17 protein-coding genes and 2 pseudogenes are annotated in these 18,057 nt (G+C 71.9%); 8 read left to right on the plus strand and 11 right to left on the minus strand.

Features of this window, described 5'->3' with window-relative positions:
- The first annotated feature begins 57 nt into the window (after positions 1-57).
- Positions 58-978, plus strand: coding sequence for a LysR family transcriptional regulator (locus MUU72_RS25945; protein ID WP_248015821.1), 921 nt, complete (start codon positions 58-60; stop codon positions 976-978).
- Between the two features lie 206 nt (positions 979-1,184).
- Here the strand turns inward: MUU72_RS25945 and MUU72_RS25950 are convergent, their stop codons facing one another.
- A complete protein-coding gene (locus MUU72_RS25950) occupies positions 1,185-2,078 on the minus strand; it encodes an NADP-dependent oxidoreductase (protein ID WP_248015822.1) in 894 nt (297 codons plus the stop codon).
- A 70-nt stretch (positions 2,079-2,148) separates the two neighbouring features.
- On the opposite strand from MUU72_RS25950, the gene MUU72_RS25955 reads away from it, so the two are divergent.
- A complete protein-coding gene (locus MUU72_RS25955) occupies positions 2,149-2,763 on the plus strand; it encodes a TetR/AcrR family transcriptional regulator (protein WP_248015823.1) in 615 nt (204 codons plus the stop codon).
- Between the two features lie 71 nt (positions 2,764-2,834).
- Here the strand turns inward: MUU72_RS25955 and MUU72_RS25960 are convergent, their stop codons facing one another.
- Positions 2,835-3,323: a MarR family winged helix-turn-helix transcriptional regulator gene (locus tag MUU72_RS25960; RefSeq protein WP_248015824.1), complete on the minus strand. Its 489-nt coding sequence runs from the start codon at positions 3,321-3,323 to the stop codon at positions 2,835-2,837.
- 257 nt (positions 3,324-3,580) lie between these two features.
- Between MUU72_RS25960 and MUU72_RS25965 the strand changes: the two genes are divergently transcribed.
- Positions 3,581-4,747: a cytochrome P450 family protein gene (locus tag MUU72_RS25965; protein WP_248015825.1), complete on the plus strand. Its 1,167-nt coding sequence runs from the start codon at positions 3,581-3,583 to the stop codon at positions 4,745-4,747.
- A 102-nt stretch (positions 4,748-4,849) separates the two neighbouring features.
- Here the strand turns inward: MUU72_RS25965 and MUU72_RS25970 are convergent, their stop codons facing one another.
- The 4 genes from MUU72_RS25970 to MUU72_RS25985 all read right to left on the minus strand — a co-directional run bounded on the left by MUU72_RS25970 (position 4,850) and on the right by MUU72_RS25985 (position 8,832).
- A complete protein-coding gene (locus MUU72_RS25970; RefSeq protein ID WP_248015826.1) occupies positions 4,850-5,437 on the minus strand; it encodes a transcriptional regulator in 588 nt (195 codons plus the stop codon).
- Positions 5,437-7,137 (minus strand): helix-turn-helix domain-containing protein, encoded by a 1,701-nt coding sequence (locus tag MUU72_RS25975; protein WP_248015827.1) that lies wholly within the window; start codon positions 7,135-7,137, stop codon positions 5,437-5,439. The genes MUU72_RS25970 and MUU72_RS25975 overlap by 1 nt, the downstream gene beginning before the upstream one ends.
- Before the next feature lie 254 nt (positions 7,138-7,391).
- Positions 7,392-8,201: an SDR family NAD(P)-dependent oxidoreductase gene (locus tag MUU72_RS25980; protein ID WP_248015828.1), complete on the minus strand. Its 810-nt coding sequence runs from the start codon at positions 8,199-8,201 to the stop codon at positions 7,392-7,394.
- Between the two features lie 25 nt (positions 8,202-8,226).
- On the minus strand, positions 8,227-8,832 hold the full coding sequence (locus tag MUU72_RS25985) for a flavodoxin family protein (RefSeq protein ID WP_248015829.1): 606 nt from the start codon (positions 8,830-8,832) through the stop codon (positions 8,227-8,229).
- 614 nt (positions 8,833-9,446) lie between these two features.
- On the opposite strand from MUU72_RS25985, the gene MUU72_RS25990 reads away from it, so the two are divergent.
- The 3 genes from MUU72_RS25990 to MUU72_RS26000 all read left to right on the plus strand — a co-directional run bounded on the left by MUU72_RS25990 (position 9,447) and on the right by MUU72_RS26000 (position 11,690).
- Positions 9,447-10,064, plus strand: a complete 618-nt coding sequence (locus MUU72_RS25990) for a DUF6230 family protein (RefSeq protein ID WP_248015830.1) — start codon at positions 9,447-9,449, stop codon at positions 10,062-10,064.
- Between the two features lies 1 nt (position 10,065).
- Complete coding sequence (locus tag MUU72_RS25995) at positions 10,066-10,584, plus strand: DUF6114 domain-containing protein (protein WP_248015831.1); 519 nt, start codon at positions 10,066-10,068, stop codon at positions 10,582-10,584.
- A gap of 428 nt (positions 10,585-11,012) precedes the next feature.
- Positions 11,013-11,690 carry a hypothetical protein gene (locus MUU72_RS26000; RefSeq protein WP_248015832.1) on the plus strand — a complete coding sequence of 226 codons (678 nt, stop codon included), beginning with the start codon at positions 11,013-11,015 and terminating at the stop codon, positions 11,688-11,690.
- 333 nt (positions 11,691-12,023) lie between these two features.
- Here the strand turns inward: MUU72_RS26000 and MUU72_RS26005 are convergent, their stop codons facing one another.
- The 5 genes and pseudogenes from MUU72_RS26005 to bla form a co-directional block, all read right to left on the minus strand.
- Entirely contained in the window at positions 12,024-12,506 is a 483-nt protein-coding gene (locus MUU72_RS26005) for a GNAT family N-acetyltransferase (RefSeq protein ID WP_248015833.1), read from the minus strand.
- A gap of 36 nt (positions 12,507-12,542) precedes the next feature.
- Positions 12,543-13,404 (minus strand): annotated as a pseudogene (locus MUU72_RS36025) (IS630 family transposase).
- 66 nt (positions 13,405-13,470) lie between these two features.
- On the minus strand, positions 13,471-13,995 hold the full coding sequence (locus tag MUU72_RS26020) for a GNAT family N-acetyltransferase (protein ID WP_248015835.1): 525 nt from the start codon (positions 13,993-13,995) through the stop codon (positions 13,471-13,473).
- 333 nt (positions 13,996-14,328) lie between these two features.
- Positions 14,329-14,511 (minus strand): annotated as a pseudogene (locus tag MUU72_RS36060) (serine hydrolase); the annotation flags it as partial.
- A 462-nt stretch (positions 14,512-14,973) separates the two neighbouring features.
- Positions 14,974-15,876: a class A beta-lactamase gene (gene bla / locus MUU72_RS26030; RefSeq protein WP_372503262.1), complete on the minus strand. Its 903-nt coding sequence runs from the start codon at positions 15,874-15,876 to the stop codon at positions 14,974-14,976.
- A gap of 167 nt (positions 15,877-16,043) precedes the next feature.
- Here bla and MUU72_RS26035 point away from each other — a divergent pair, with 167 nt between their 5' ends.
- Positions 16,044-17,054, plus strand: coding sequence for a LysR family transcriptional regulator (locus MUU72_RS26035; protein WP_248015837.1), 1,011 nt, complete (start codon positions 16,044-16,046; stop codon positions 17,052-17,054).
- Positions 17,051-17,986, plus strand: a complete 936-nt coding sequence (locus MUU72_RS26040) for a serine hydrolase (protein WP_248015838.1) — start codon at positions 17,051-17,053, stop codon at positions 17,984-17,986. The genes MUU72_RS26035 and MUU72_RS26040 overlap by 4 nt, the downstream gene beginning before the upstream one ends.
- Positions 17,987-18,057: the final 71 nt, after the last annotated feature.

Raw genomic sequence — 18,057 nt, forward strand, 5'->3', positions numbered from 1 at the left:
GGCGGGGAAACCGATGAGGCAGTCGGCGATCCCGGAGGGCGAGGAGCGCGGGCTGCCATGTTCGATCTGCACCGTCTGCGCCTGCTCCGCGAACTCAAACACCGCGGCACCCTCGCGGCCGTCGCCGCCGCCCTCTCCTACGCCCCCTCCTCCGTTTCCCAGCAGCTCTCCCAGTTGGAAGCCGAGGTGGGCGTCCCGCTGCTGGAGCCGGTCGGGCGGCGGGTGCGGCTGACCGAGCAGGCCGAGATCCTCGTCAGCCACACCGAAGCGGTCCTCGAACGCCTGGAGCGTGCGGAGGCGGACATCGCAGCCTCCCTTACCGACCTGACCGGCACGCTGCGCATCGCCTCGTTCCAGACAGCCGCCCTGGCCCTCGTCCCGACCGCGCTCGGCCTGCTGCGCGACCGGCATCCGCACCTGCGCGTCCACGTCACGCACCGGGAACCGGAATTGGCGCTGCTCGCCCTCCAGGCCCGCGACTTCGACCTGGTGCTCGCGGAGGAGTACCCCGGCAACCCCAATCCGCGGCCCGCCGAACTCGAACAGGAAGACCTGCTCGACGACCCCCTGCACCTCGCCCTGCCGGCGTCGGCCGGCACCTCGGACGCGGACGGGCCGACCGCGGCGCTGCGTTCCCTGGCGGACCATGCCTGGGTGATGGAGCCCGAGGGCACGGCCGCGCGCCACTGGGCCATGACCCTGTGCCGCAACGCCGGTTTCGAACCCGACGTGCGGTTCGAGAGCACCGACGTCCTGCTGCACCAGCGCCTCGTCGAGCAGGACCACGCCGCGGCCTTCCTCCCCGACCTCGTCTGGAGCGGACACCCGCCGACCGTCACGCTGCGGCAACTGCCCCGCGGCCGGCGCACGCGCCGCATCTTCACCGTCGTTCGCCAAGGCCGCAGCCGGCACCCCGCCGTGCTCGCCTGCCGCACCGCCCTCCGCCAGGCAGCCACCGGCCGCGCCGACCCCGCATAGCCGAACGCCGTCCGGCGACCGGGGTCCGGCAAGACAGGGTGGGCGAGGCGCAGGAAGCGGGCCGCTCCGGGCGCGGGGGGGAGAACAGCGGGGCGGCCTCCTGGTGCGGGCACGGGCCGACTGGCCGGCAGTCAGCCAGCCAGTCAGCGCGCCCCGAATCGCCAGGAATTCCGCTCGCCGGCCGCGCGACCGGCGCAGGAATCGGCTCAGACGATCAGGACCCGGCGTCCGCGGGTGTGGCCTGCCTGGCTGTCGGCGTGCGCCGCCGCGGCCTCGGCGAGCGGGTACGACTTCTCGATCGGGATGTGGAGCTTCCCCAGCGAGAGGAGGCGGACGGCCTCGGCGAGCGCATCCGGGACGCTGCCGGCCACGCCGGAGTACCGGGCACCGAGTCGCGGCGCGCCGAGATCGGCGATGGAGACCACCTTCCGCGGGTCGCCGGTCAGCTCGATCAGTTCGCGGATGACGCCTGAGCCGGCCAGATCCAGCGCCGCGTCGACACGGCCGAGCTGCCGCACCCGTTCGACCCAGCCCTCGCCGTACGTCGTGGCGACGGCGCCCAGGCTCCGCAGATAGTCCTGGTTCGCGGCCCCGGCCGTGCCGATCACCCTGATGCCGCGGTCGCGGGCGATCTGTAGCACCGCCGATCCCACTCCCCCGGACGCGCCGCTGACCAGCAGCGTTTCCCCGGACCGCACGCCGGCCTCGCGGATGATGCGCAGCGCGGTCTCCACCACGGAGGGATACCCGGCCGCCTCCGCGAACGTCAGCCCCGCGGGCATCCGGGCCCAGGCCGACAACACGGCGAACTCGGCGTAGGTACTCGACCCTTCACCGAACACGGGGTCCCCGATCTCGACCCCTTCGACGCCCTCGCCGACCTCGTCCACCACCCCGGCGGCGTCCTGCCCGACTCCGGCGGGCAACTCGATCGGATGGGCTGTCAGTTTCTGGCCTTCACGGATCCGCCAGTCGACGGGGTTCACGCCCGCCGCTCGCACGGCGATGCGTATCCGGCCGGGGCCCGCGTGGGGCTCCTCGGCGTCGGTGAGGTGCAGGACGTCGGGGCCGCCGAACTCGGCGAAGCTCACTCTCTTCATGCCGCCGACCATAGCACTAACGGTTAGGGTTTAAAAACCGTTTCGGTATTGCACCTGATAGTGTTCGACCATGACCGTTCCGCCCGGACGCCGCGAGCGCAAGAAGGCCGCGACCCGCCAGAAGATCGCCGACACCGCCCTGCGGCTCTTCCTGGAACGCGGCTATGACGCGGTGGGCATCCGGGACGTCGCCGCGGAGGCCGACGTGGCCGTGACCACGGTCTTCTCCCACTTCGCCTCGAAAGAGGCGCTGGTCTTCGAGCAGGACCAGGACTTCGAACAACGCCTGACGCGGGCGGTCACCGACCGGGCACCGCAGGAGCCGCTCGTCCCCGCCCTGCGCCGCGAGATCCTCGCGCTGGTGCGACACTGCACGGCGGACAGCGCCGCCCCGATCTGGCACATGATCGACGCCTCACCCGCCCTGCGGGAGTACGAGGAGTCGATGCGGCTGCGCCACGCGGAGTCGCTGGCGGCGGCCATCGTCGCCGAGCCCGAGCTGTCCCGGAGTCCAACGGCCTGCCGCACGCTGGCGAGGTTCGCCGTCGACGCCTACTCACTGGCCCGCGACGCGGCCGACCCGGAAGCCGCCGTGGACGAGATCTTCCACATGATCGAGGCGGCCTGGGCCGCCACCTCCCCCGCCCCGAACCACCCGAACTCCCCGGGCCCGTCCGGCTCGTAGGGGGAACTCACCCCGCCCGGCGGCCGACAGCCGTCGCCGGCGTTCCGGTCATCGGGGCGGCGTACGGCCCGTCAGGCGTCCCCGTCCTGGTGGGCCGGCTCAGCCTCCATGGTGGAGCGCAGTTGGGTCAGGACGGTCTCCAGTTGCCGGAGCAGCTCGGCCGGGTACTGGGCCAAGACGGCGTCCTGGCGCGCGTTCACGGGACCGAAGAACGCGTCGGCGCGTTCCTTGGCCTGGGAGGTGCTGCGCAGGGTGACGATCCGCCGGTCGGTGTGTTCGCGGGTGCGGATGACGTACCCGGCGCGTTCGAGGCGGTTGAGCAGTGCGGTCATCGCCCCCGAGGAGAGCGGGATGCGGCTGCTGAGCAGGGCCGGCGACAGGGGGGCGCCCTTGGCTTCGGCCGAGGCGATCTCCAGCAGTGCGAACGCGTCGGTGGAGTGCACGCCGATCCGAGCGGCGAAGCGTCGGCCCAGTTCGGTGAAGCTCGCACCGTAAGCCCTGAGGGCTTCCGCCAACTGCTCGCGCTGCGCCGCGACCCCACCGGGCACCGACTCGTCCACCGGACCCCTCCCTCTCCCCTGCCGCCGGTTCGCTCCGCCGGCGCGACGCGTTGACAACCCCTCACCGAACAGCATAGCTTCCTCGCGAAGTAACTTCATGGTGAAGTGATTTTGCGGTGAAGTTAGTTGAAGGTGACGTCAGGTGGGCGGGGGGTGCGCCGGGTGCGGCACGGACCGGATCGCCCTCGCTCGCCCCGTGTCGCCCCGCGCTCCCCCTTCCCTGCCTTCTCCCCTCCCCCTGCTCATGGAGACCCAGGATGTTGAACGCGCCGTACCTCAAGGGCATCGACCCGTTCGCCGCCACCGTCCGCCGCCTCGGCGAACCGGACCCCGTTCACGCCGCCCTGCGCGCCGCCGGCCCCCTCGTCCAAGTGGACGCGCCGGCCGGTGGACGGGCATGGATCGTGACCGACCACGCCCTGGCACGTGAGGTGCTCCTCGACGCCCGGATCCGGAAGGATCCCGCGTTCGCACCTCCCGGCTGGGATCGCCACACCGCCGGACTGGAGCAGACCGCCGCCGAGCAGCCGTCCCTCACCACCCTCGACGGCCCCGCACACGCCGCACTGCGGCGCGCCCACGCTCCGCTCCTCAACGCCCAGCGGATCCGTGCGCAGTCCGGCCGGGTGCACGCCATCGCCCGGACGTTACTGACCGAGCTGGCCGCCGACCGCGCGGAGGTCGATCTCATGGCCGACTTCACCACGCGCTATCCGCTCACCGTCCTGTTCGACCTGCTGGGTATCCCGCTCGCGCATGTCGACCGAGCCGCCGACGCCTGTAGGCAGATGCTCAGCAACGAACCCGGCGCCCAGGGCAGCGCGATCTCCGCGCTTGCCGAAGTCGCCGCCTTCGGGCTCGGCGACGACAGCAAGGGGCTCGCCGCCGAGCTGCGTGACCGTATGCCCGCTCACACCGCTCAGGAGGAGCTGCGGTACCACCTGTTCGCGTTGATCTTCGCCGGGCAGCTCACCACCGACGCCGCCCTCGGCACCCTGATGGCGCACGCTCTCGCGGACCACCGGCACCTACCCGCGGCCGACGAAGGGACTATCGACGCACTGGTCCGTGCGACGCTCCGGCAGCACCCGCCCGCTCCGTTCACCCTCTGGCGGTTCACCACCACCGAGTTCGAACTCGCCGGCACGCGGCTTCCCGCCCGCGCGCCCGTACTCATCGACATCCAAGGCATCAACACCGACCCCGCCCGCTCCCCCGGGCCGGACCTGGCGTTCGGCGCCGGCCCGCACGTCTGCGTCGGCGCCCATCTCGCACTCCTCGAACTCCGCGCGGCGGCCACGGTGTTGCGGACCGACTTCCCCCGAGCCCGCCTCGCCATGCCCTTCGCCAGGCTCCGGCAGGCCACCATCGGCGGCCTCCAGGGAAGCCGACTGACGGCTCTCCCCGTCGCCCTGCACGGCTGACCGCACGGTGCCGCGCGCCCGGCCACGACGCCAGTGCCGGCGGCCCGTCACCTGGCACTGGCGCACCACCCCGTGGCCGGCCCTCAACCCGGCCGTTGCGGGTCAGGCGGCCCAGCCGACGGAGGAGACGAAGGTGTAGGCGTCCCAGTCGGTGCCGAGGCCGCCTTGGATGATCTCGTCCCAGATCGCTTCGAGTTCGCGGGCGTCGTGGGAGAGCCAGGCATCGACGGCGCGGTCCCAGACCAGGCCGCGGACATTGAGGGAGCGCATCTCCACGTCGCGGCGGTGGCGGGTGGCGACCTGGGACTGGTCGGCGGGGTCGATCTCGATGCGGGTGCCGCGGCCGTGGTTGGTCAGACGGCGTTTGAGGTCGGTGACGACGTTGCGGCGCCGCAGGTCCCAGTACGCGGCGTCCAGGCGGGTCAGGTTGGCTCTGCTGGGACTGCGCTCCTCGGCGAGCCAGGCGATCAGGGTGCGGGGGCGGACGTGGATGCCGGCGCGGTCCATGGCTTCGTAGCCGGCGTCGGAGGCGGTGAGGTAGCGCAGGCGGGCGGCCAGACCCCGTTCGGTGGTCACCGGTGATTCGATGCCGGTGACCATCTTGTCCACCCCTTCGGCCAGGACGACCCAGCCGGGCAGGGCGCGGGCACCGTAGTGGCCGATGCGGCGCCAGCGGGAATCCTGCGCCATCAGCCCGTCACCTTGCCGACGGTGTACTCACCCGATGCCTTGGCGGTGTCGCTGTACTTGATCTTCATCTGGGCCAGGCCGCGGCCTTCGGGGAAGACCCGGCGCCAGTCGCCACTCACGTGGAGTTCGTCGGTGCCCATCATGGCGATGACCTCCAGGCCGGCCTGGTGGGCCTTGTATGCCTTGCCCCAGAGGTTGGCGTATGCCTGGCTGTGGATGATGTGCATCCAGTCCGGCCGCTGGATCTCGCGGTTGTGGACCGACTCCCCCATCGTGGAGATGAACTTCGAGTACATCGCCTTGACGTACCCCTCGGTGAGGGAGTCGTCCTGGGCCAGGGCGGTCTCGCGGGCGGCGGCCAGGACCTTGCGCAGGGCGTCGAGGAAGTTCTCCGTCGCGCCGGAGGTCCAGGATTCGTGGACGGTGGGCGGGTCGGTCAGGCCGTACTTGGGGCCGGACAGGCGCAGCAGGAGGCGCAAGGTGGCATCCGTGATCCACAGGGCGCCGGGCTCTTCGCGGTCGCCGAGGGGGTCGGGCAGGTGCGGGTGGGTCCAGGGGGCGGGAGTGATGAGGTGGACGCCGGAGCGCTTGGGGTCCACGCCGTCGCTGCCGCTGTGGTGCTCCAGTTTGCCGATCGGCAGCCAGCACTTCAGCGCGGAGAGGTAGGCGGCGTTGGCATCCAGGGCGGTGACGCGGATGTCGCCGGGGGCTTTGAGGGAGTAGTGGGGGTGGTGGAAGTTGGGGCGGGCCTCCCAGATCTGGTCCGGCTCCCGCTTCGAGGGCTTGTGCAGGATGTCCGGCAAGGACGGATAGGCGGTGTACTGATAGCGAGCCGTCGCCCGGGTCTCCTCGAACAACCGCATCACATCCGGGATCGCCCGCTTGACCAACGCCTGGAGAGCCGCGTCCGCGTCACCCTCGGCACGCTGCAACTCCTCGTGCACGGCCCGGGCGATCAGGTCGCCGGTCTCGGACTGGGCGCGGGCGGCCGACTGCGCCCGCCGCTGCGGACGGGACGGAAGCGGAGCGGGCGTCGGGGACGCGGAGGGGGCCTGCGCCTGCCTCTCTCCCGAGGGCGGGGCCGGGGACGGGGACGGCGGCCGGGTGGGGGCCGGGACCACCGGGGCCGGCGCGGGGGCGTTCGCAGGGGTGGTTGCGGGCGTGGTGGCGTGCTGCGGTGCGGCGGCGGCCAGCGGTGCGGCCGTCCCGGGCCGGCACATGGCGCCGGCGTGCAGGGGCCGGCCATCGGTGGACCGGAACGGCGTGACGACCCCGCAGCGGACGCACGGGCCGGGCTCGCCCTGGGCAGCCAGGCCATCGGAACGCCATGCGGTCTGAGCGGTGAAGTCCCACGAGGCCGCTGTCGGGACGGAAGACGCCGCTGCCGAGGCGGAAGGTGACCGGCCGCCGGGCTGGGGCTCCCGGGGAAGCGACGCCGCTTCTTCCGGGGCGGGGTGGATCTGCGCGAGTCCTTCCAGCAGCCGCAGGTACTTCACGCGGCCGGGCCGCTGCGGATCCGTCACCCCCGACTCCCAGTTGGCGATCGTCTGCCGGCCCACGCCCACCGCGGCCGCCACCTGGGCACGCGAAAGACCGGCCGCCTCCCGCAGACGCAGACGCTCGGCGGGATCCGGCATCCGCGCCGCGAGGCGGGCCTCTTCCAGCAGAGCCTCGACACTGTCCAGCTGGTCACCACTCATGCAGCAACCCTACACAAGACTAGGCATGCCAAAGCAGCATATTGGGCAGCTCTTGGGCGCTCGTCGGCGGGCGCCCGGTCGCCCCGGTCCGCGGCCGACCACCCCGGGGCGCTCTGACAGGCAGTGCCGGAAGAGCTCTTGGAGGGCGGCTACGGCGGACCGGCCGGCTGCCCTCACCTGACCAGGACCCCGGCTGGCGGCGTCGGTCCTTCGGGACTTCCCGGCAACGGCAGCGGGCCACGGCCGGTTGGCGCTCAGTCGGTGGGGTCGACCTCCGTTGACCGGGGTTCGGCCATCTTCCGGTGTGCCTGGGCCTTGGTCCTGTCCGGCAGGACCTTGCCGGCCAGTTCCTGGGCTTTGGTCTTGGCGGAGCCGGCGACGATCTTGCGCTTGCCGGCGAGAAGCGCGTCGAGTCCTTGTCCGGCGACCTGGGCGGGGTCGTCCTTGTCCTGTTGGCCGATGGGGGTGTCGTCCATGTCGGCGCGGTGGAAGAAGTCGGTCTCGGTGGGGCCCGGCATGAGGGAGGTCAGAGTGACGTTTGTGTCCTTGAGCTCGTTCTGGAGTGCCTGGACGAACGACTGGAGGAACGACTTGGACGCGTTGTAGACGGCCTGGAACGAGCCGGGCATGGTGGAGGCGATGGAGGAGGTGACCAGGACGCGGCCCTCGTTGCGGGCGGCCATGTCGCGTACGACGCGTTTGGCCAGGTGCACGGTCGACCTGACGTTGAGGTCGATGACCTCCAGTTCGTCCGCCAGGTCGGTGTCGACGAACGCGCCGCCGCGGCCCACCCCGGCGTTCAGCACCGCGATGTCCAGCGGCCGCCCGAGGGCCCGGACGGCCGCGACGAGGTGTTCGGTCTGGTCGTAGTCGCGCAGGTCTGCCCGGATGACGTCCACCTGCGCGCCGGCGGTTCGGATCTGCTGGGCGGCTTGGTGGAGGCGGGCCTCGTCCTCGGCGTTGATGACCAGGTCGTAGCCCCGCTCGGCCAGTTGCCTGGCCAGTTCGAGGCCGATGCCGCTGGAAGCGCCGGTGACGAGGGCGAGGGGCTTGGTGCCGCTCATGCGCGGTTCCCTTTCGTGTCGGGAGTCAGGAGGGCGGGGCCGGCAGGGGGTTGTCCATCAGGGCGCGGGCGACGTGGACGAGGTTGGCGGCCATGGCGCGGCCGGTCGAGGCCGACCAGTCATGGCCCCGGTCGTCGTCGAGGTAGTCGGGGCCGGGCCCGGGACCGAGGTGCCAGTACGTCCATGCCTGGCCGGGGATGGTGAAGCCGATGTCGCCGAGCGCACCACTGATCTCGCTGATGACGTGGTGGGCGCCGTCCTCGTTGCCGGTGACGACCACGCCGGCCACGCGGTTGTAGGCGACGGGGCGCTGCTGGTCGTCGGTCTCGCTGAGCATGGCGTCCATCCGCTCCAGCACGCGCTGCGCGACCGACGAGGGGCGACCCAGCCAGGTCGGTGAGGCGATCACCAGGATCTGGGCGGACAACAGCTTTTCGTGGACCCGGGGCCAGTCGTCGCCGTCGCCCATATCGGTCCGGACCCCGGGCTTGAGGTTCAGGTCGACCGCCCGTACGACGTCCACCGCCACGCCGTGGCCTTCCAGTGCCGTGACGACCGTGCCGGCCAGCGCCTCGGTGTTCGACGGCTGCGGCGAGGGCTTGAGAGTGCAGTTGATCACCAGAGCGCGCATGGCATTCACTCTTCCCGCGGTCTCGGACCGGTCGGGCGGGGCGCGTGACGATTCACTCGGGCGCACCAACCGGTCGCATCGACCCCCCGCATCGACCCGCGTATCTGGCATCGACCCGCCGCATCGACCCCGCCAGATCTGGCATCGACCCGCCGCATCAAACGATCGCGTCGCCGGGGGGCGGTGATGGGGTGCGCGCGGTGGGATCGATCGGCGTCGGGGGCGGGGCCGTCGCGTCGGCGCGGTGGTTCCCTTCGCGCCACCCTCGTGCGCACAGTCGGCCGAAAACCATCGCGCGCGTGTCCTTGTCAGCGGAAAGCGCCGGAATTACATTCAACTCGCCGGTAACACCCGTGGTAACACCGGCAGTTGAGCACAAACGGCCGCGGCGCCACCGGCGCCGTGGGCCCGCACCCCGCCGCGTACGACGCACCTCACGCTCCGCCGACGCGCCCGGCGGCCCGCCGCCGCGTCACCCGCACCGCCGCACGGCCCGGCCCTGCCCCGGACACCGCGCCGTGCACCCCGCACGCGGCGACCGCTCCACCCCCACCCGTGCAACAGCGCGACCACCAGACTCTTGCACCACCGGACTCTTGCAAAGGGGACCCGTCGTGAAGGACGCACACGGCAGACATGTCACGGGACGGATCAGCTGGCGGAGGTTCGCCGTGCTCGCCGTCCCGGCCGTCGCCGGCACCGCAGCTCTGGGCATCGCCCTGGCCAACGGGGCGCTCGCGGCCTCGTTCGCGGTCTCCGGACAGCAGTTCAAGGTGTCCGCGGACAGCCTCACAGGGGACGGCTTCGCCCAGTACGGCAGCGTGGACGCCAACGCCAGGGGCGATCTGCTGCCGGTCGCCGTCACCGCGATCAAGTCCGCCGAACTGCACCGCCTGTGCCAGTCAGTCGTGACCCACCTGCCGGTTCTCGGTGACATCTCCCTCAAACTGACCGCTGGCAACGGCGACCCGGTCAAGGCCACCAACCTCTTCGTCGACGCCACCCAGCTCGCCGGCAACGCCTCGTTCCACCACATCGAGATCGGCCGGGACGCCTCAACGCTCACCAAGGGGCCGGACGACGCGCAGGGCCTACAGGACCTCTTCGCGCAGCAGGCCGACGACGTCTCCATCACCCAGCTGCGGCAGACCGCCTGGGCCACCAACGCCGGCACGTTCCGGCTCACCGGCCTGAGCATGAAGGTGTCCAAGGGCTCGAAGGAATGCTTCTGACATGGGCGCCGCCCGAGCCCGGGACCGCTGGCGGCGCTGGCGCCGGGGGCGTCCCTTCTGGGGCGGGCTGGCGGCGGTGCTGGCCGGGGCGGAGATCTGCGCCCTGCCCCTGGCACCGCTGAAAATCATGCTCCAGCAGGGCATCGCCGGGATCCCCTCGGTGCTGATGGGACTGGTGATGGTGCTGATGGGCCTGTCGGCGTGGTTCGCCCCGCACTACCGGGGCCTGGCCGGCATCCTCACCGTTATGGGTGCCATGGCCGCCCTGGTGATGTCCAACCTCGGCGGCTTCCTGATCGGAACGGTCCTCGGCATCCTCGGCGGGGCTCTGATCTTCGCCTGGCAGCCGGTGGAGGCCGGGGGGCCGGGTGAGCGTGCGGCCAGCGCCTCGGACGGGGCCAGCGCCTCGGACGGGGCCGGCGCACCGGACGGGGCCGGGAGTTCTGGTGGGGGCGATGCGGCGGTCGGGGGTGGCTCGACCGGCGACGTGGACGCGTCGGGGGCGGCCGTGAACGCGTAGTGCAGAGGGATCGGCGACGTTCCGGGCGAGCGTCCGCTGCCGGGCGACTTCTCGACCTCTCGACTACTCGGCCTCCCGCCCTTGCCCCATCGCGACTTCTCGGCTTCCCGACTTCTCGACTTCTCGACTGTTCGCCTCTTCGCCTCTTCGCCTCTTCGCCTCTCGTCAGGTTCCGGGACATGCCGGGGGCGTCATGTGGACGTCGGCGTCCCACACGCAGGCGAGTCCTGCACGGCATACGCGCGCCCCTACCTCCGCGGTACCGACCCTCTCCCCCACGCGCACCCATACGCATGCGGTCACCGGCTCCCGGCCGAGGGTGCGCCATCGCGCGTGCCCAAACCGCCACCGCCCAGCCGCCAACGCCCACCGCACTCCCCCTCATCCGGCCCGGCTCCCCGGGCGCACACCGCACGAAGGAGACAGTGATGACACAGCCCCTCCCCCGCACCGTGCTCACCGCGTCGGCCGGTATCGCGGCGGCCCTCGGACTCACCCTGGCCGTGACCGGCCCGGCGACCGCCCACGCCGCCGGCGGCCCGCGGACCGCCGCGGCCTCCACCACGGTGACGCCCGCCGGGCACGCGTTCAACGCAACGCTCACCGGCACCGCGACGTTCTCCGCCGGGTCGGTGACGGTGACCTGTTCCGTCTCCAGCTCCAGTGGCACGGTCCCGGCCGCGCCCGGCAACAGCAACGCCTCCGGGCCGGTGAGCAGCGCCATCTCGGCGCCCACGTACAGCTCCTGCACCACGAGCATGCCGGGTGTCAGCGCCACCGTCACCACGACCGGCGACTGGTCCGTCTCCATGCAGAACGGCGCACCGGTCACGGCCGCGCTGACCATGCCCACGACCGGTTTCGTCCTGAAGACCAGCGGCCTGGCCAGCTGCACGGTCACGGCCGCGCCGACGTCGGCGGCGACCGTCAGCGGCACGTGGACCAACGGTGCGCCGTCCAGCCTGAAGTTCACCGATGCCGCGGTGCCGGTGAAGGTGGTGGGCGGGTTCGGCTGCCCGACGACCGCGACCAGCTCGAAGTTCAACGCCACCTACAAGGTCACTGACACCAGCGCCCCGGGCTCCCAGATCACCGTCACCGGCTGACCCGGCGCACCATCCGGCCACGCACCGGCCCGGCCCGGCGTTGCCGCCGGCGGCACCCAGCCACCGGCGGCACCCCGTCGCGCACACAGGCGCCGAACAGCAGGAATGAGGTCCTGCGGGGGGCGGGGGCCGTGTGGCTACTGAACTTGATCGGGTGATGTCGGCCCTGTTCGTCTGACGGTGGTCGGGGCTTGGCGCGGGCAGGGCCAAGCAGTGGGTGCTGCTCAAGGGCTTGTTAGGCCGCTAGAAGCTCGCGTTGTCCCATGAGAAACCCTTCAGGCACCTTCCTTGCGTGGGAAGGAAGGCGCCTGAAGGGTGCTTGAAGTTCGTAACTCAGAACTGCCGATACATGAGATGCAGGCCGACGGCTCCGAGTTTCGGATGCATAAAGGCGCCGGGAACGGTTCCGAGAACATGGAACTCAAGGCGCTTGTAGAGTTCGACGGCGACGTGATTCGACTCGACCACGGCGTTGAACTGCATCCCTGCGTAGCCGCGTTCCTTTGCCCAGTTCACCGCGAATCGGCACAGGGCCGTGCCCACGCCCCTTCCTCGGGCGTCAGCGGCCACCATGAAGCTCGCGGTGGACACGTGAGAGCCAGGGCCGGGACGGTTCGTCCCCATCTTGGCCGTGCCCAGGACGCGTTCACCGTCGACCGCGACAGCGGTCAGTCCGGGCGGCTTCTCGATCCACATGCGGGCTTCTTCTTCGGTCATATCGGGGTCGTAGGGAAACGTCTCCTGCTCCCGTACGACGTCCCTGATGATTCCCCACACTTGGGGCCAGTCGGACTCCTGGAATTCGCGGATCTGCATGGTGATGAGGCTACTGACTTTGAGTTCGTGATGCCGTCAGGTGTCCATAAGCAGGCCAGTGTTGGCAAGACAGCCGTCGACCACGTCCGGCCGGTACTGAATCTGCTTGAGTCTGCGCTTGACGGCCCGGGTGATGTCGCCCAGGTCGGCGGCTGCGAGGTTGCCGATGTCGCGTTTGACCAGCGACCAGATGCCCTCCTGCGGGTTGAGATCCGGTGAGTATGAGGGATCAGCCGGGGCCGCTGGCCGGACTTGTGGCAGGTCATCCCGGCCATCGAGACTCTGCCGGAGCCACGTCCTCGGACCCGCACCACTGGGGTGCGGCCGATGCGGCCCCAACTCCTGGCGCGCGGCGACGTCATCGACTGCCCTGCCTCGTCCTCAAAGACGATCCAGCCGTTGCACGCCGCCGCGGTGCTTTTACCCGCGGCCACACCTTCTTCTTCCACCGTTCGACCGCTTCCTCGTCGCGCTCGATCGCCCGCCGCACGGGCTGCTGCCACGACCAGCCGTTGCGCTTCAGCAGCCCCCACGTGCCCTCCACCGTGTAGGAGATGTGGAATAGCCGGCCGATCAGCGTCTTCACTCGCGCCAGCGTCCACCGCTGATCCGCCCAGCCATGGACGGGTGGGCCGCGTTGCAACTCCTGATCCAGCCGAGCGAACTGGCTATCGCTAAGCTTCGACCGCCCGGGCGAGCCTTTGGACAGGACCCCTGCCTCGCCCTGCTCGCGCCAGGCTCGGCGCCACCGTTCCACCGACCCCTCGCTCACGCGTAGCGTGACTGCGATCACCCGGTTCTTCTCCCCGTGCTCGAAGCGTTCCACAGCTTGCAGCCGGATTCGCTCCCGCACGGCCCTCCCGGCGTCGGTCAGCCCGCCGCCCTGCGCGTATCTCACGCCCCGCAGCTACCGGAGGCAACCGGCAGCGGTCAGACGAACAGCCCCGACATCACCCAATCAAGTTCAGTAGTGTCTGAGGTTCCGGCGCCAGCGGATCTCGCCGTCGTGCCGTTCCTCGGTGGGGGTGAGTCCGGCGGCGTTGGCGACGGCGGCGGATGCCTGGTGTTCGGGGTGGATGTGGGCGATGACGGTCTGTACCGGCTGCCGGCTCAGCCAGTCGACCAGGCCGCGGGCCGCTTCGCTCGCGATGCCCTGCCGCTGCCACGGAGTTCCCACCACCCAGGCGATCTCGGCAACGGTGCCGTGGCCGGTCGTCGTCGCGATCGTGGCCTGGACCGTACCCGCCAGGCAGGACTCCGCGCGGAAGCGGATCACCCAGTTCAGCCAGGAGACGGCTGGATCGGGTGAACCGGCGGCCAGGCGCCGGTAGCGCGAGCGCAGGGATTGCGGGGTGTCCGGGGCGCCGCCGATGAAGGTGTGCAGCGCCGGATCGGAGAGCACCACGGCCATCTCTTCGGCGTGCCGGATCTCCAGCGGAAGCAGCTCCAGCCGCTCGGTGCTGAGGGGCTCGGCCACGAAGGTGCTCATACCGCCACCGCCGAGCGCGGCCGGGCGGGGTGGGCTGGTGCCGACGGGGCGCCGGCGTGGGCGAGGCGGTGGCGTTGGTTCGCGGTCCGCCGCCCTTGCCGGGTGGAACGCACCGGGCGTCGGCCGGACACGGGGTCAAGGCTCTGCATGGGCCGATCGTCGCACGGGTCCGTCGGCGGCAAGTCCGCAGGGCGAGGCTGCCGTCCGCCCCGATTGCCGTTCCGCAGAGTCTTCTTGAGCCGGTCGGCGCGCAGGCCGAGGGTGGTGTTCACCCGTGATCGGTGGCGGGTGAGCGCCTGTTGACGGCCAGGGCCGGTCGGCGGCTGCTGCGCGTCAGGAGGTGAGGGCGGCGACGAGGTGGGTCGTGGCCTCGGCGAGCAGGTGGTCTTGCGGTGGCGTGGTGTAGCCGGGGCGGTCGGACATCAGGGCGATCACGAGCGGGGCGGTGTGCGGCGGCCAGACGAGGGCGACGTCGTTGGCGCGGCCGTAGTCGCCGGTTCCGGTTTTGTCGGCCACGTAGGTGAGGTGCCGGTCGAGGTGGCTGAGGGGGTGGCGGTGCAGCACCGCCGCGGCGGCCAGCGCCTTGAAGGGGGAGCAGAAGGCGAAGCGTTCGTCCGCGCGGTACGAGACGCCGGTGCCGGTCGCCACGGCGTGGACGCCGAGCCGGGCGCCGTAGGTGCGTTCCCGTGCGGCGAACGGGGCGACGGACCGTGCGGCGCCCGGGGATCGGCCGGGGGCGGTGGCGCGGCGGCTCGGCTCCGGGGTGGGTGGGGCGGAAGGCCGTCGGCCCTGGGCGCAGCCGGTCAGGGGGAGGAGGGCGGCGACGGTCAGGAGCGCGCGGCGGGACGGCCGGACCGCCCAGCCGGCATACGGGTCACCTGCTTTCGTCGGGGAGAAGGCGGTGGGGGCGGCGGGCGTGAGAGGTGCGGTGAGAGGGCGGGCAGGCGGCCGGGCGAAGAGGAAGAGGGGAAAGGAGCGTCACTCGCCCGGGGCGATGCGTTGGGCGATGATGCGGGCGGCCTCCCTGATCAGCGCGTTCTCCACCGGGGCGTCCTTGGTGGCCTTGGACGACAGCACGGCGAGCGCGATCGGGGTGTTCCTGGTGGTCCAGGCGACGCCGACGTCGTTGGCGGAGGCGTAGTCCCCGGTGCCTGTCTTGTCGCCGACGGTCCAGTTCTGCGGCAGGCCGGCACGGAAGCGCTGGTCGCTGGTGGTGTTGCCCTTGAGCCAGGTGACGAGCTGTGCGCGATCGGCACTGGACAGGGCCCGGCCCAGGGCGAGCTGCTCGTAGGTGGCGCCGATCGCCTCGGGGGTGGTGGTGTCGCGCAGGTCGCCGGGGAGGGCGGTGTTGAGGTCGGGTTCCCAGCGGTCGAGTCGGGTGACCCGGTCACCGAGCGACCGGAAGAACGCCGTGAGTCCGCCCGGGCCGCCGATCTGCCGGAGCAGCAGGTTGCCCGCCGCGTTGTCGCTGTACTGGATGGCCGCGGCGCACAGGTCGTGCACGGTCATACCGGTGTCGACGTGCTCCTCGGTCCTGGGCGAGTTCGGCATGATGTCGGTGGACGGGTAGTGGATCACCTTGTCCAGCGGTGCGCAGTGTGCCTGGTCGCGCAGGACCGCGGCGGCCGCGACCGTCTTGAACGTGGAACACAGCGCGAAGCGTTCCTGCGCACGGTGGGCGATGACCTGACCGGTGCGGACGTTGCGGGCGTAGACGCCCAGCCGAGCGTCGTACCGGCGCTCCAGGTCGCTCAACTCTGCTGCGGCGCCGCGGAGTTGGCGGGACGTGCCGCGCGCCCAGGCGGTCGTGGCCGTCCCCGTGGTGGCGAGGACGGCGGTGGAGGCGGCGAGGCCGGCCTTGAGCAGGCCGCGGCGGGGCAGAGAGGTGGCACGGGTCATGTGCGGAGGTCTCCCGGTTCGTTCGTGCGCCGTTGGGGTCTCGATGCCCGCCCACGCGTGGCATCGACGGGTACAGCGAAGCAGCCGTACTCCATCCATGTCCAAGAGTGAACATTGAAGGTGCCATAACTTCTTGATATGACTCCAGGATGGACCTGCTCGCGCACCTCGATGCCTACGTCGCCGCCGTCGACGAGGCGAGCTTCTCGCGCGCGGCCGAGCGGCTCGGGATCGCCCAGCCGCTGCTGAGCCGCCGCATCAAGACGTTGGAAGCGCACTTCGAGGGCCAGTTGTTCGACCGTTCGCGGCGCCAGGTGGCGGCCACCGAGCTGGGCCTTCTGCTGCTGCCGTACGCCCGGGAGGTGCTGGACCGGGCCCAGCGGCTGCGCCATGTCGCCCGGTCGGCCAGGCAGTCGGCGGTGCGCGCGGTCGGCGTGCCGGCGGACTGCGGGCCGGCCGCACTGGCCCGGATCATCCGCGCGGGCGCCGACCACGGCACCACGTTCGCCGTACGGGAGCTGCCCCCGGAAGAGCGTCTGGCGGGCCTGGCCGACGCGTCGCTGGCGTACGCGCTGGTGCGGGTTCCGCCGGAGAACGCCGTGCTGCGCGTGCCGCTGGGACTGGCGTCCGCCTCCGCGGACGGGCCGGGCGCTGCGCGCCCCGCGGCGTCCGGGGAGCGGCCGCGGACGCGTCGGCGCACGGTCCACCTGGAGGATCTGCGGCCGCGGCGCGGGAGTGGGGGGCGGTCCGGGCGGTCGGCCGCGGTGCCGGTTCTGACGGTGGCGGAAGAGCACGTTCCGTACGCGCGGGACCGGTTGGGCCGGGCCGTGGCGCGGGCCGGGCTGCCGGAGTCCGCGGTGCGCGCAGCCGGTCCCACGGCGGCCGCGTTGGCCGAGACGCTCGCCGGGCAGGCGATGCTGCTGTGCGCGGAGCCGTTCGCCCGGCGGCACGGGGCGCGGTGGGCGCCGCTGGCCGATATCTCCCTGCACCGGGGGTACGACGTGCGGGCGGCGCACCGCGACCGGGGGCCGGTGCAGGTGCCGCCCTGGCTGGTCGCGTTGCTGGCCGCGGCGGTCGGTGCCGCAGCCGCCGGGACGGCCACGGCGGCAGCCGCGACCGCGGGCGAGGACGTGCCGTCCAGGCTGGCGGCGCGCGGATGACCGCCCGGCAGGCACCCGGTCCGGTCTGCGTCGCGGACGACGCGGAACTCTTCGAGGTCGCCGAGACCATCGCCGCGGAGTGGGCGGCCGTCGGGATCCGCGGCGCGTTCCTCGCCAGGCATCTCGACACCGGCGAGCAACTCGGCTTCGGCATCGATGAGTTGGTGCCACTCGCCTCGGTGGCCAAGGTCCCGCTCGCGCTCGTCGTCCTGGAACGGATCGCGACCGGCGCCCTCGACGCGGCGCGTCCCGTCGTCATCAACCCCAACGCCAGCAGCGTCGGGCCCACCGGACTGGCAGCTTTCCGGTATCCGGCCACCGTGGCCGTCGGGGACCTGCTCCACATGATGCTGTCGGTCAGCGACAACGCCGCCGCCGACGCACTGTTCGACCTCGTGCCGCCCCGGGAGGTGGACGCGCAGCTGCGGGCGTGGGGCTGCGCCGGTATCCGCCTGCGCCACCGGATGAACCGCATGTACGAGTGCGCCGCCGGCGCGGCCGGCAACGACTTCTCGCTCGCCCTGGAACTGGCCGTGCGCGACGACCACGCCGGGCGCCACCCCATCGAGACGCTGGATCCGGACCACGCCAACGCCGGTACCGCCCGCGGCCTGGTCGACCTGCTGGCGCGGGTCTGGCGGGACGAGCTCGGCCATCCCGACGCCCGTGCGGAACTCCGCCGCCTGATGGGACGGCAGGTCTTCACCCAGCGCCTGGCCGGTGAACTGCGTGCGGACACGCTCCGGGTGAGCGGCAAGACCGGCACGTTCCTGCATCTGCGGCACGAGATCGGGGTGGTGGAGTCCGAGGCCGGTGACCGGGTCGCGATGGCCGCCCTCACCCGCTCCGACCGCCGCGCCAACCTCGCACCCGATATCGACCTGGCCATCGGCACCAGCGCCCGGCTGGCCTTCGAGGCGTTGCGGGGGTGAGGGGAGGGGGTGCGCGGCGGGGCACCACACCGGGGCACGGGGAGAGCTTGCGGAGGGCTCATGCCGGTCAG

It is taken from the genome of Streptomyces rhizoryzae (assembly GCF_023155275.1).
GTDB classification, from domain to species: Bacteria; Actinomycetota; Actinomycetes; order Streptomycetales; family Streptomycetaceae; genus Streptomyces; species Streptomyces rhizoryzae.